General features: G+C 71.2%; 9 protein-coding genes. 6 read left to right on the forward strand and 3 right to left on the reverse strand.

Going from position 1 to position 12,369, the window contains the following annotated elements:
- Positions 1-80 precede the first annotated feature (80 nt).
- On the forward strand, positions 81-1,067 hold the full coding sequence (locus AB0F88_RS32490) for an aldo/keto reductase (protein ID WP_362692835.1): 987 nt from the start codon (positions 81-83) through the stop codon (positions 1,065-1,067).
- Between the two features lie 245 nt (positions 1,068-1,312).
- Here the strand turns inward: AB0F88_RS32490 and AB0F88_RS32495 are convergent, their stop codons facing one another.
- Positions 1,313-2,200 carry a helix-turn-helix transcriptional regulator gene (locus AB0F88_RS32495; protein WP_362692837.1) on the reverse strand — a complete coding sequence of 296 codons (888 nt, stop codon included), beginning with the start codon at positions 2,198-2,200 and terminating at the stop codon, positions 1,313-1,315.
- A gap of 208 nt (positions 2,201-2,408) precedes the next feature.
- Here AB0F88_RS32495 and AB0F88_RS32500 point away from each other — a divergent pair, with 208 nt between their 5' ends.
- Complete coding sequence (locus tag AB0F88_RS32500) at positions 2,409-3,710, forward strand: MFS transporter (RefSeq protein ID WP_362692840.1); 1,302 nt, start codon at positions 2,409-2,411, stop codon at positions 3,708-3,710.
- Positions 3,711-4,205: 495 nt separating this feature from the next.
- Here AB0F88_RS32500 and AB0F88_RS32505 read toward each other — a convergent pair whose 3' ends face one another.
- On the reverse strand, positions 4,206-5,663 hold the full coding sequence (locus tag AB0F88_RS32505; protein WP_362692843.1) for an MFS transporter: 1,458 nt from the start codon (positions 5,661-5,663) through the stop codon (positions 4,206-4,208).
- Positions 5,664-5,835: 172 nt separating this feature from the next.
- Here AB0F88_RS32505 and AB0F88_RS32510 point away from each other — a divergent pair, with 172 nt between their 5' ends.
- The 3 genes from AB0F88_RS32510 (at position 5,836) to AB0F88_RS32520 (ending at position 9,423) form a co-directional block, all read left to right on the forward strand.
- On the forward strand, positions 5,836-6,573 hold the full coding sequence (locus AB0F88_RS32510) for a TetR/AcrR family transcriptional regulator (protein WP_362692846.1): 738 nt from the start codon (positions 5,836-5,838) through the stop codon (positions 6,571-6,573).
- Between the two features lie 49 nt (positions 6,574-6,622).
- The gene (locus AB0F88_RS32515; protein ID WP_362692849.1) at positions 6,623-8,140 is read left to right on the forward strand and encodes an MFS transporter; all 1,518 of its coding nucleotides are present in this window, start codon (positions 6,623-6,625) and stop codon (positions 8,138-8,140) included.
- Between the two features lie 269 nt (positions 8,141-8,409).
- Positions 8,410-9,423 carry an enolase C-terminal domain-like protein gene (locus tag AB0F88_RS32520; RefSeq protein WP_362692852.1) on the forward strand — a complete coding sequence of 338 codons (1,014 nt, stop codon included), beginning with the start codon at positions 8,410-8,412 and terminating at the stop codon, positions 9,421-9,423.
- Between the two features lie 114 nt (positions 9,424-9,537).
- Here AB0F88_RS32520 and AB0F88_RS32525 read toward each other — a convergent pair whose 3' ends face one another.
- On the reverse strand, positions 9,538-10,989 hold the full coding sequence (locus AB0F88_RS32525; protein ID WP_362692855.1) for an LCP family protein: 1,452 nt from the start codon (positions 10,987-10,989) through the stop codon (positions 9,538-9,540).
- 431 nt (positions 10,990-11,420) lie between these two features.
- Between AB0F88_RS32525 and AB0F88_RS32530 the strand changes: the two genes are divergently transcribed.
- Positions 11,421-12,359, forward strand: coding sequence for an alpha/beta hydrolase (locus AB0F88_RS32530; protein ID WP_362692858.1), 939 nt, complete (start codon positions 11,421-11,423; stop codon positions 12,357-12,359).
- Positions 12,360-12,369: the final 10 nt, after the last annotated feature.

A 12,369-nucleotide genomic window follows, 5' to 3' on the forward strand; every position in this document is an offset into this window, starting at 1 on the left:
CCTCGCCGGGACGCCGGTGATCGCGTTCTCGGGTGCTCGCCGATACTGTCGGGGATCGGCCGCGTGTCACGGAGGTGGCGGTGCACATCAGGACGTTGGGACAGGGTATGCGGGTGTCGGCCCTGGGGCTGGGCTGCATGGGCATGTCGCAGAGCTACGGCCCGAACCCGGGCACCCGCGAGGACATGATCGAGGTGATCCGGTCTGCCGCGGACGCCGGGGTGACGTTCTTCGACACCGCGGAGGTCTACGGCCCCCACGTCAACGAGGAGCTCGTCGGCGAGGCCATCGGCCCGATCCGTGACCAGGTGCAGGTCGCCACCAAGTTCGGCTGGGACATCCGGAACGGCAGGTCCGTCGGTTTGAACTCCCGGCCCGAGCAGATCAGGAAGGTCGCCGACGCCTCCCTGCGGCGCTTGGGCGTGGAGGTGATCGACCTGTTCTACCAGCACCGGGTGGATCCGGACGTGCCGATCGAGGACGTCGCCGGTACGGTCGGCGAGCTGGTGCGGGCGGGCAAGGTCCGGCACTTCGGCCTGTCCGAGGTCGGGGCCGCCACGCTCCGCAAGGCTCACGCCACGCATCCGGTCACCGCGGTGCAGTCGGAGTACTCGCTGTGGACCCGTGACCCCGAGCCCGAGGTGCTCCCCGCGTGCGCGGAGCTGGGGGTTGGGTTCGTGCCGTTCAGCCCGTTGGGAAAGGGATTCCTGACCGGCACCGTGGACCCCGGGGCGTCCTTCTCCGAAGGCGACATCCGGGCCACGATCCCGCGCTTCGACGCTGAGCACCTGCCCGCCAACCAGCCTCTGGTGGATCATGTCCGTCTGCTGGCCGAGGCCAAGGGCGCGACGCCGGGACAGATCGCCCTGGCATGGCTGCTCGCGCAGCGGCCGTGGATCGTCCCGATCCCGGGAACCCGCCGCCTGTCACGTCTGCGAGAGAACGCGGAGGCGACAGCGGTGGGGCTGTCCGCGGACGAGCGGGCAGACCTGGACGACCTGGCCGCCAGGGTGGGCGTGGCCGGTGACCGGTACGGCGAGGCGCACATGAACCTCGTCGGACGCTGAGTCCGTGAGCGGCGTCGGGCGTCGAGCCCGCGACCGATGCCGGACGCTGAATTCGTGACCGGCGTCGGGCGTCGAGCCCGCAACCGATGCCGGACGCCGAGTCCGTGAGCGGCGTCGGGCGTCGAGCACCGCCTGACGAGTGCGCTCCCCGCGCTGGAGCCGTGTGACTCCCAGTGATAGTCGTCACTTGTCGGCGATATCTGTCACCAAGATCCTCATGGGAGTCGGGAAATGGGATTGGCCGGCTAGCCCTGCCCCCGGGAAGGTGAGACGGGCGCCGTCTCGCCGGAACCGCCGGACGAGCCGGAGGCGGCAAGGTCGAGAAGCGTCATCGCGTCGTGATCCGGGCTGCCGAGCGGCGCGATGTAGACGACGAGGCGCTGGCCTTGTGCGCGGTTCAGGGACAGCCCCTCGTGCGAGAGCGTCATCGTGCCGACCTCCGGGTGCCGGAGCGTCTTCTCGCCGTCGCCGATCGTGTGCACCTCGTACCGCTCCCAGAGCCGGTTGAAGTCGGGGCTCTTGACGATCAGCTCACCTACGAGTGAGGCGAGATCCGGGGCATCCGGATCGGTGCCGGCGATCGCCCGCAACTGGGCGACGCATCCCTTGGCCTTCTGTTCCCAGTCCACCCACAGCTCGCGGGCAGCCGGGTGCAGGAAGGTGTACCGGACGGTGTTCCGCTGTCGCTCCGGCCAGTCGGCGATGCCGTGGAGCAGCCGCAGCCCGCCGGGATTGGCCGCCAGCAGGTCGTTGGTACGGCTCACGACGTACGCCGGGTTGGGCCGGAGCGTCTCCAGAAGCCGCGTGACGGTCGGACGGACCCGCCGCGACGGCAGGGGACGGGGCTCGGGCGCACGCCGCGCCGCCCGCGCCGCCAGCTCGCGCAGGAAGCCGCGCTCTTCCTCGTCGAGGCGGAGCGCGCCGGCCAGCGCCTCGACAACGGAGGGGCTCGGATGAGTCTCCTTGCCGCGTTCCAGCCGTATGTAGTAGTCGATGCTCACGCCGGACAACGCCGCCAGCTCCTCCCGGCGCAGACCCGGCGTACGGCGCGTGCCGGTTCCGGCGGGCAGCCCGACGTCTGCCGGGCGTATGCCGCCACGGCGAGCCTGCAGAAACTTCCCGAACTCGGTCATATCATCATTTTGTCAGCGGGTGGTCACGGGTCCGGCCTGGAGCCAGGCCCTGTCGCACCCCCTGTGGCGCACCCCGGAAGATCACGGTCTGCCCCGCCCTCGCGGGCGTCACCAGCCTGGACGGATGACCTCTCCTGCGCCATCCCGCGCGTCACAGGATGCCCGGCAACGCACGGCCGCACCGAAACTGATCCTGGCGGCCACGTTCATGGGCATCTTTCTGCTCAACCTCGACGCCATGGCGATGAACGTGGCGCTGCCCGGGATCGGGCGGGCCCTCGGCGGCGGCACGGCGGGACTGCAATGGATCGTGGACGCCTACACGTTGATGTTTGCCGCGCTCCTGCTTTCCGCGGGCACGCTTTCCGATCGCATCGGGGCGAGCCGCGCGTTCGGTGCCGGCGTCGCGCTCTTCACGCTCGCCTCGGCGGCCTGCGCACTGGCGCCGGGAATGGGCGAGCTGATCGCCGCCCGCCTGGTCCAGGGGAGCGCGGCGGCGATCATGCTGCCCTCCTCGCTGGCCCTCGTCCGGCAGGCCTTCCCGGACGCGGGCGCACGGGCACGGGCCATCGCGCTGTGGACCGCCGGCGGAGCCGTCGCGATCGCCGCCGGCCCGGTGGTCGGCGGGGTGCTGTCCAGCACCCTGGGCTGGCGGGCGATCTTCGTCGTCAACCTGCCCGTCGGCATCGCCACCCTCGCGGTGTCGACCCGCGCGGAGCGCTCGCCGCGCCGCGCCGCGCCGCTTGATCCGTACGGCCAGCTCACGGCGATCTTCGCACTCGCGGCGCTCACCTTCGGGGTGATCGACGGAGGGGAGAACGGCTTCGGCGAGCCCGTGGTGCTGGGCTGCCTGGGGCTCGCCGCGGTGGCGGCGGCCGCGTTCGTCATGACCGAGGCACGTACCGCCGCGCCGATGATCCCGCTCGACCTCTTCCGTTCGCGCACGGTGACGGTCGCGGTCGTGATCGGCTTCGTCGTCAATGCCGCGTTCTACGGGCTGGTGTTCGTGTTGAGCCTGTTCTTCCAGGACGTTCTGAACCTGTCCATCATGGCCGCGGGGCTGATGTTCCTGCCGATGATGGCCGTGATCGCCGGAGCCAACCTGGCCTCGGCCAGGGCCGCGGCACGCTTTGGGCCGCGGATGCCGATCGCCGTGGGACAAGCGATCCTCGCGCTGGCGATGTTCGGCCTGCTCTGGATGGACGAGGCAACCAGCAGACCGGTGATCGCGGCGATGCTCGTCCCGGTCGGCCTCGGCCTGGGTCTCGCCGTACCTTCCCTGACCGCCATCCTGCTGAACGACATCGCCGCGGACCGGGCCGGAATGGCCGCCGGGATCCTGAACTCCTTCCGGCAGACGGGCGGCGCGCTCGCCGTGGCCGTCTCAGGAGCCCTGATCGCGGACCGGGGTGAGTTCGTTGTGGGCCTGCGGGTCGCCTTGTGCGTCGCGGCTGTGATGCTGGTGGCCACCACGGCCGCGGCCCTCACGCTGCCGCGCGGCCGTGGCTGACGGGACGGTGACGGGGATGTCCGGCGCGGGGCCCGGTAAGGAACTCAACCGGCATGAGGCGGCACCCTGGCCAGATACCGGGGTATCCGTGCTGTCCGCCACCAAGTTGTCACCATAGGCCCTGCGGCTGGTGACAGTTATCACCGGGAGCCACAAGCCGTCCGTCAATCATGTCTGGAAACCAATCATGTCTGGAAACTCCAGCAAACAATATGAACGATCGGTCGTTAATGTTGTTCTCGCGCGACCCGGGCATCGCACGACCCGGCTCTCGTGCGACATGGTTCTTTCGCGCTACCCGGGTCTTCCGCGGGGTCTGGTTCTCTCGTGCGGACTGGTTCTTTCGTGCGACGTTGCTCTCTCGCGCGGTCTGGTTCTTTCGCGGGCCCCGGTTTTTCCTACGGGCCGGAGGGCCGGGTCACCTTCAGGGGCCGCGGTACTCGGGGCGCCGCGAACGGGCGGGCTCTCGGGAGCCCGCCCGCTCGGCGGTGAGTGTCAGTGCGCGACCTCCTGCTCGGCCCGTGCCCGCCGGGGGAGCAGGAAGGCGGTCACGAAGGTGACGACGAGCAGGCCCACCTCGACCCAGATCGTCAGCAGCATCGCGTCCTCGAGGCTGCGACCCTGCTTGACCAGGCCGAAGAAGAGCGTCCCGATCGCCGCCGTACCCAGGGCGCCGCCGAGCTGCTGGACGGCGGTCAGGGTGCCGGAGGCCGAACCGGACTCGTGGGGCTCCACCCCGGCCAGCACGATGTCGAAGAACGGCGCCATGATCAGGCTCATCCCGGCGCCGGTGAGCAGCAGGGCGGGGGCGAGCTGCCACGGGGTGACGCCCATGCCGGCGATGTTCAGGGTGAGGGCGACCCCCGTGACGCCCCCGGCCATCACGACCGCGCCGATGTGGATCAGCCTGCGCCCCACCTTCCGTGCCAGTCCCGAGGCGTTGACGAGGGCGAAGCCGACCAGGGTGCCGACGGCGTTCGGCAGGCCCGCGAGCCCCGCCTTCAGCGGGTCGTAGCCCAGGGCGATCTGGGTGTAGAGCCCGAACACCAGGGAGAACCCGACCATCCCGGCGAAGAAGACGAGGCCGGTGAGCAGGCCACCGGTGAAGGATCGCTTGCGGAACAGGCTCATCACCACCAGCGGATCGCCGCCCGCGCGCTCCTTGCGGGACTGGTGCAGGCAGAAGAGCGCGAAGACCGGGATCGAGGCGGCCATCAGGACGAAGGTCCACGCGGGCCAGTCGAGGTCGCGGCCCTGGACCAGGGGGAAGATCAGCAGGAAGGAGGCGGCCGAGATGAGCCCGGTGCCGGTCAGATCCAGGCGCGAGGCGTGCGAGGTCCTCGACGCGGGCAGGTAGCGGAGCGCGCCGAGGATGGCGATCAGGCCGACCGGCAGGTTGATCAGGAAGATCATGCGCCATCCGGTGCCGAAGAAGTCGCCGTCGACGAGCCAGCCCGCGAGGACGGGGCCCGCCACCGTGGACAGCGCCATGACCGGTCCGAACGCGCCGAACGCGGCGGCCAGCTCCCTGGGCGGGAAGACCTCCTTGATGATGCCCAGGCCCTGCGGCACCATCACCGCCCCGGCCAGGCCCTGCAGCACCCGCGCGCCGATCAGCATCTCGGGGGAGGTGGCCAGGCCGCACAGCAGCGAGAACAGGGTGAAGCCGACGGCGCCGGCCACGAACATGCGCCTGCGCCCGTAGAGGTCGCCGAGGCGGCCCCCGGTGACGAGACCGACGGCCATCGCCATGGTGTATCCGGCGCTGAGCCACTGGATCATGCTCGACGAGCCGCCCAGCTCCTTCTGGATGGACGGCGCCGCGATGATCGTGATCATGGCGTCCATCAGGTCCATCACCTCCGCGGCGAGAACCACGAAGAGGGCGGGCCAGCGCCATCGGTACGGCGCCGCGCCGGTGGGTGAGGAGCCGGTCTCGACCGTGTGCGTCATGGGGGATCCGATCTGGAGACTTCGATGACCGATGAACGGTGTTCGTTGGATGCGAACACTGTTTTATAAACGAACGACGTTTGCGTCAAGTACATCGTTCGCAATAGACGAACGATGTTCGTAGAAAGTACGGTGTTCGCGACCGTGATCCGCCGCGGTATAGGATCGGCGCGTGACCGAGATCCCCGTCCCGCCGTGGCGCAAGACCCGCAAGGTGAGCGCTCCGCGAACCGTCCTGAGCAGGGATCTCATCGTCGCCACCGGGCTGCGCGTCGTCGACGCCGAAGGGCTGGAGGCGCTGAGCATGCGCCGTGTCGCCCAGGAGCTCGGCACCGGTCCCGCCTCGCTCTACGCCCACGTGGCGAACAAGGATGAGCTGCTCGACCTGATGTACGACGAGGTCGTGGGCGAGATCCACGTGCCCGAGCCGGAGCCGGAGCGCTGGCTGGAGCAGCTCAGGGAGATGGTCCTCGACGCCTTCCGGGTGTTCAGCGCCCACGCCGACATCGCCAGGGTCGGCCTGGCCGGCATCCCGACCGGGCCCAACGCGCTGCGGGTGGCCGAGGGGCAGCTGGCCGTCATGCTCGCGGGCGGTGTGCCGCCCAGGGCCGCCGCCCTGATGATCGACCGCCTCGGTCTGTACGTCTGCTCGGACGCCTACGAGGGGTCGCTCTACGTCAACCGGCAGCGCGGCAGCGGCAAGGACCTGGCGAGCTTCCTGGGTGAGTTCTTCGGTCAGATCGCCGCGTTCTACCGCAGCCTGCCCGTCGACCGGTTTCCCAACATCGTCGCCCAGGTCGACACTTTGATGGCCGCCAACGGCACCGAGCGGTTCGAGTTCGGGCTCGACCTGCTCCTGCGGGGCCTGGTCTCCCACGTCCAGGACGCCGGTCCTACGACCAAGGGCTGATCCGAAAGCCTGATGCGTGCCACCGCGCGCCGGTCGTACCGTCGATCTCATGACTACCGTGATGACCGACGAGCCTCCTGCCGGGATATTCGCCCGGAGTCACCGCGCCCTGACGGTCGGGATGGTGGCCCTCATCTCCCTGGCCGCCTTCGAGTACCTCGCGGTGGCCACCGCCATGCCGGTCGTGGCCGACGAGCTGGACGGTCACGCGCTGTACGGGCTGGCGTTCAGCGGGGCGCTCGCGGCCGGGGTGATCGCGACGGTGCTGGGCGGGTGGTGGGGCGACCGCGGGGGGCCGGTCGCGCCGCTCTGGACCGGGGTGGCGGTCTTCGCCGCCGGGCTGGTCGTCGCCGGGGTGGCGCCGACGATGGACGTGTTCGTCGCGGGCCGGTTCGTCCAGGGCTTCGGCGCGGGCATGTTGCAGGTCTCGATGTACGTGCTGGTCTCGCGGTCCTACCCGGCGGATCTTCACCCCCGGGTGTTCTCGATCTTCGCGACCGCCTGGGTGGTGCCCTCCATGGTGGGGCCCGCGATCACCGGCGTCGTGGTGGAGAACGCGGGCTGGCGCTGGGTCTTCATCGGAGTGACGGCGATCCTCCTCCCGGCGGCCCTGCTGCTCTGGCGCGGGCTGGCCTCCGCGCCGATGACAAAGCCGGAGCCGGAGCCGGAGCCGGTGCCTGAGTCGGAGTCGGGGGCGGTTCCGGGGGTGACGCCTGTGCAGGGGCCGGAGCGGTCGCCCGGCGCCCGTTCCTCGATCGCGCGCCGGCTGGGCTGGGCGCTGCTCGTCGCGGCCGGGGCGGCGCTCATGCAGTACGGCGCGTCGGCGCTCACGCAGTCCGGGGGCACGCACTCCGGTGGCACGGCGTCGGATGGCATGGCGTCAGGTGGCATGGCGTCGGGTGGCATGGCGTCCGCCACGGGGTTCGTCCTGCTCGCCGCCGGTCTGGCCATGCTGGTCGCGGCGCTGCCCCGGCTGCTTCCCCCGGGGACCCTGCGCGCGGCCCGCGGCCTGCCCTCGGTGATCTCCCTGCGCGGGATCGCGGCGGGCGCGGCCATCGGCGGTGAGGCGTTCCTGCCGCTGATGCTCAACGAGGAGCGCGGCCTGTCGCTGACCATGGCCGGGCTCACCCTGACCGGCGGCGCGCTGAGCTGGTCGTTCGCCTCATGGGTGGTGGGCCGATGGCGGTTCGACCGGGTCCTGGTGCTGCGCTCGGGCTCGGTGCTGATCGCCGTGGGCCTCGCGCTGATGGGCCTGACGGTCTTCGGCGCCGTCCCGGTGGCCACCGCCTTCGTCGGCGAGATGGCCCTGGGACTCGGCATGGGCATCGTGTACCCGACCCTGTCGGTCCTCATCCTGGAGCTGTCGCCCCCGGGCGAGGAGGGGGAGAACAGCGCGTCGCTCGGTGTCGCCGAGTCGGTCTACACGGTCGTCGCGGTAGCGATCACCGGAGCGCTCCTCGCGGCCCTGGGCGCCTCCGCCGCCGTATACGTGCTCTGCTTCGGGCTGACGGCGCTGATGGCGGCCACCGGAGCCCTGGTCGCCGGACGCGTCCTCCCCCGGAGCTGAGTTCCCCCCGTCCCTCCACTCCTCAAGCCCTCCGGGCCCCCGGACCCTCCGAGCCGGAAAGGGCGGAAGCACCGGACCGGATTCCCCCCTCCGCGCCGGAGGTGTTCCCGGACCACCGTGGCACCATGGGAAGAACACCGTTCTTCGCGGTGTTGAGGGGGGAGTCCCGCCTTCGGGCGGGATTCGCGTTTCCAGAGCCCGGGTCCTCCGAGCCTGGGAAGTCGTCGGAGCCCGGAGTCGTCCGGGCTCGGAGAGGTCCAGGGGGGTCCATGCCGCGCGTCCGTGAGCTTGAGGTGTTCCGGCTGGTCCTGCCGTACGGCAGGCGGCCGGAGAGCATCCTCGTCCGGCTCACCGACTACGGCGGCATGACCGGGTGGGGAGAGGTCGTCGACGCCGACCCCAAGACCTGGGTCGCGCTGGAGGAGGGGCTCGCCCAGGCGCTGATCGGCGTCGACTGGGAGCATCCCGACGAACTGGGAGCCGTCCCCGGGGGGTCCGCCGCCGACATGGCCTGCTGGGACCTGTGGACGAAGATGCGCGGGGTGCCGCTGGCCCACGCGCTCGGCGGCACCCGCACCTCCCTCATGGCCACCGTCAGGATCGGTGCCGACCGCAACCTGGAGAGCCTGGTCGCGAGGGTGAACCGGCACGTCTGCGCCGGGTACGCCCACGTCACCCTGGACGTCCACCCCGGCTGGGACATCGAGCCGCTGCGCGCCGTCCGCCGGGCGTACCCCGCGCTGGGCATCGGCGTGGACGCCCGCGGCGCCTACACCGACGTCGACGCCCTCGAGGCGCTGGACGCCTACACGCTCTCCGTCATCGAACGCCCCTTCACCGGTCTCGCGAGTCTCGGCGACCACGCCGACCTGCAGGAGCGCGTCGCCGCCCCGGTGCTGCTCGAGGTCGCCTCGGCCGCCGAACTGGACGAGGCGATCACCGCGAGGGCGGGCCGGGCGCTGCTGCTCCGTCCCGCGACCCTGGGCTCCCTGCGCGAGGTGCGGCGGGTGCACGACCGCGCGGTACGCGCCGGGTGGGAGATCGCCTGCGCCGGGGGCAAGGGCACCGGGCTGGCCCGCGCGGCCACCGTCGCCGCGGCCAGCCTGCCCGGCTGCGGCCTGCCCTGTGACGTGGCCGAGCCGCCGCGCAGCGCGCAGATCGTCGACCCGCCGGTCGGCGCCTCGGGCGGCGTGGTGGCGGTGCCGCTCACCCAGGCGGGTCTTGGCCACCGCATCGACGAGGACCGGGTCCGCCGCCTGTCCAAGGAGTCGTACTCGGTCTAGCGGGACCGCTCGGCACCCTCACCGATCCGGTCGCGACGGTACGGGGGACACCGGCCGCTGAGATCGCTGAGGCCGATGAGGCCGCGGGGCCGCGGGGGTGCGCGGCCCCGGGGGTCAGCCGCAGCCGTCCGTGATGCCCTTGGGCGCGTCGGGGGCCGGCGGCCGAGGACCGGCGGTGGCCTTCGGTGTGCTCTTCGGGGTGGCGGTGGGGGCCGCGGTGGCGGTGAGGGGGCGCCGGGTGACGGCCGAGGCGCGCAGGGCCTTGGCGGTGACCGTGCGGATCTTGCTCCAGTCGGGGTAGCCGGTGTTGATCAGTGGCGGGACGAACTGGACGCTGGTCACCTTCGCGTTCTTGACCTTCAGCGCCAGCGGGACCAGGTGCTCCAGCATCGGGCGCGGGATGTCGGTGCGCAGCAGTTCCTTGGTGGCCAGCGCGACCTGGTTGAAGCGGGACAGCACGGTCGCCGGGTCCGACTGGGAGAGCAGGGCGCCCAGCACGCAGCGCTGGCGTCCCATCCGTGTGTAGTCGTCGCTGTTGGTGCGCGAGCGGGCGAACCACATCGCGTCGGCGCCGCGCAGCTTGCGGGTTCCGGCCTTGACCAGGCCCTCGTTGTACTTGCCGAAGACCACGTCCTGGGGAACCGTCAGCGTCACGCCGCCGATGGCGTCGATCAGCCGGGCGAAGCCCCACATGTTGACGAGGGCGTACCAGTCGATCTTCAGGCCCAGCGTGTAGCCGACCGTGTCGATGAGCGTCTTGGTGCCCTGGCCCTTGCGGCCCCCGAAGATCTCCGGGTGGGAGTCGGCGTACTCCCAGACCGCGAAGAGCAGGTCCTCGCGCGAGCCGTCGGGGTTGGCCGGGAGCCGGAAGCCCTCGGGGAAGCGCTTCGCCATGGGGGAGCCGGGGACGAAGCGGACGTTCTCCAGGTTGCGCGGCAGGCTGAGCAGCACGGTGTTGCCGGTCTTGACGTCCACGCTGGCCACGTTGATGCTGTCGGTCCGCACGCCCACCCGGTGGGTGTCGGCGTCGCCGCCGAGCAGCAGGATGTTCACCCGGTTGCGGCCCGCCCACGGGTCGTCCTCGTCGCCCCCGCCCCCGTCGCTCGCGGGGCGCGGCGTGGACGGGGCGTTGAAGACGTCGTCCAGTGCCGACTGCGAGACCGCCGTGTACTGCCCGACCAGGCCGAACGGCAGGAGTACGGCCACCGCGAGCGTTCCCGCCACGCCTCCGGCGATCGCCTGTCCCACACTGGGCAGCGTGCCGGGGTTCATCACGACGAACGAGTGCACGACCAGCGCGAACCAGGCGGCGCCGAGCGCCAGGGAGACGACCACGGTGACGTTGGTCAGCGCGGAGGAGGCGGCCAGCCGCCCGGCGATCCCGCCGAGGTCGGAGGTGAGCGCCACCCAGAGCAGGGCCAGCAGCAGCGCCGTGTACGTGCACAGGATCGCCAGTCCCGTCCTGCGCCATCCGGCGCGCAGGTGCGCGGCGCCCGGGACGATGGCGGCCAGTGCCGTCCAGCCGATGACCGCGCCGACTCCGGGCGGCTTTGATCTGTCCCGCAACTGCTCCCCGTTTCCTCGCGCTTGACCGCCGCAGGGAGATGGTAGGGGGGCGAAACCAGGTCGCGGGCGACAAGTCGGTGAACAACTCGGGAAGCTAATGCTCCTATATCGCGTCATTTCTACAGCAATAAGAATCGATCATGGTTTTCGCCGAGATCGAATCACGGCGTCGCCGCGGTGATCCTCGGGGTCCTCGGGATCCCCGGAGTCCCCGGGATCCTCATGGTCCTTGGGGATTCTCGGGTTCCTCGGGTTCCTCGGGTTCCTCGGGGTCCTCGGGGTCCTCGGCCACCCGCACCGGCTCGACCCCGGCGGAGCCGTCACGGTCTCTCCGGAGGCACACACCCGTGGCCTTCTCCGCCAGGTACTCCGGTCCTCCTCGCGCGATCCCCCTGATGAGCGGACAATTCGTACGAACTACCCTGGCCGTCATGCCCGACGTTCTCGGTCCCGACTACGAGCTCACGGTCCTGCCGATGGCCGACGACGACGAGGGCGCGGTGGTGGCCTCGCTGGTGCGGCGGCGTGCCGCCGAGCCCGCCCGCGGAGCCGTGCTCTACCTGCACGGCTTCACCGACTACTTCTTCCAGACCCACCTGGCCGACCACTTCGTCGCCAGGGGCTTCGACTTCTACGGGCTCGACCTGCGCAAGTACGGCCGCTCGCTGCTGCCGCACCAGACCCGCGGGTTCGTGCGCAGCCTCACCGAGTACTTCCCGGAGATCGACGAGGCGGTACGGATCATCCGCGAGCGCGACGGGCACGATCACGTCGTCCTCAACGCCCACTCCACCGGGGGCCTGATCGCCCCGCTCTGGGCCGACCGGGTCCGCGGCCGGGGACTGGTCCAGGCGCTGGTGCTCAACAGCCCCTTCCTCGACCTCAACGTCCCCGCCCCCGTGCGGATCGCCGCGGACCTGCTGCGGGTGCAGCTGTCCCGGCTGCCCACCCGCGCGGTCCTGCCCATGGTGACCGCCACCGCGTACGGCACGAGCCTGCACCGCAGCCACCACGGCGAGTGGGACTTCGACCTGGAGTGGAAGCCCATCGGCGGGTTCCCGGTGCACGCGGCCTGGATCGGGGCGGTCCGCCGGGCGCAGCGCAGACTGCACGACGGCCTCCGGGTGGACGTGCCGGTGCTGGTGCTCTGCGCGGAGAAGGGCCTGCGGCTGCGCGCCTTCGCGCCGGAGGCGCGGGAGGCGGACGTCGTGCTCGACCCCCGGCGGATCGCCCGCTGGTCGACCAGCATCGGCTCGCACGTGACGTGCGTCCGCGTGCCGGGCGGCATGCACGACCTGGTGCTGTCACCCGAGCCGGTCCGCAAGCGCGTCTTCGCCGAGATGGACCGCTGGCTCGACGGCCGCCCCTGACGGTCACGGG

The organism is Streptosporangium sp. NPDC023963 (genome assembly GCF_040639135.1).
Lineage (GTDB): Bacteria > Actinomycetota > Actinomycetes > Streptosporangiales > Streptosporangiaceae > Streptosporangium.

What these genes read in the sequence shown, in the direction of transcription:
- AB0F88_RS32495 (WP_362692837.1), bottom strand. Translation starts at nt 2,200, where the DNA reads ATGACCGAGTTCGGGAAGTTTCTGCAGGCTCGCCGTGGCGGCATACGC.
- AB0F88_RS32500 (WP_362692840.1), top strand. Translation starts at nt 2,409, where the DNA reads ATGGGCATCTTTCTGCTCAACCTCGACGCCATGGCGATGAACGTGGCG.
- AB0F88_RS32505 (WP_362692843.1), bottom strand. Translation starts at nt 5,663, where the DNA reads ATGACGCACACGGTCGAGACCGGCTCCTCACCCACCGGCGCGGCGCCG.
- AB0F88_RS32515 (WP_362692849.1), top strand. Translation starts at nt 6,623, where the DNA reads ATGACTACCGTGATGACCGACGAGCCTCCTGCCGGGATATTCGCCCGG.
- AB0F88_RS32520 (WP_362692852.1), top strand. Translation starts at nt 8,410, where the DNA reads ATGCCGCGCGTCCGTGAGCTTGAGGTGTTCCGGCTGGTCCTGCCGTAC.
- AB0F88_RS32530 (WP_362692858.1), top strand. Translation starts at nt 11,421, where the DNA reads ATGCCCGACGTTCTCGGTCCCGACTACGAGCTCACGGTCCTGCCGATG.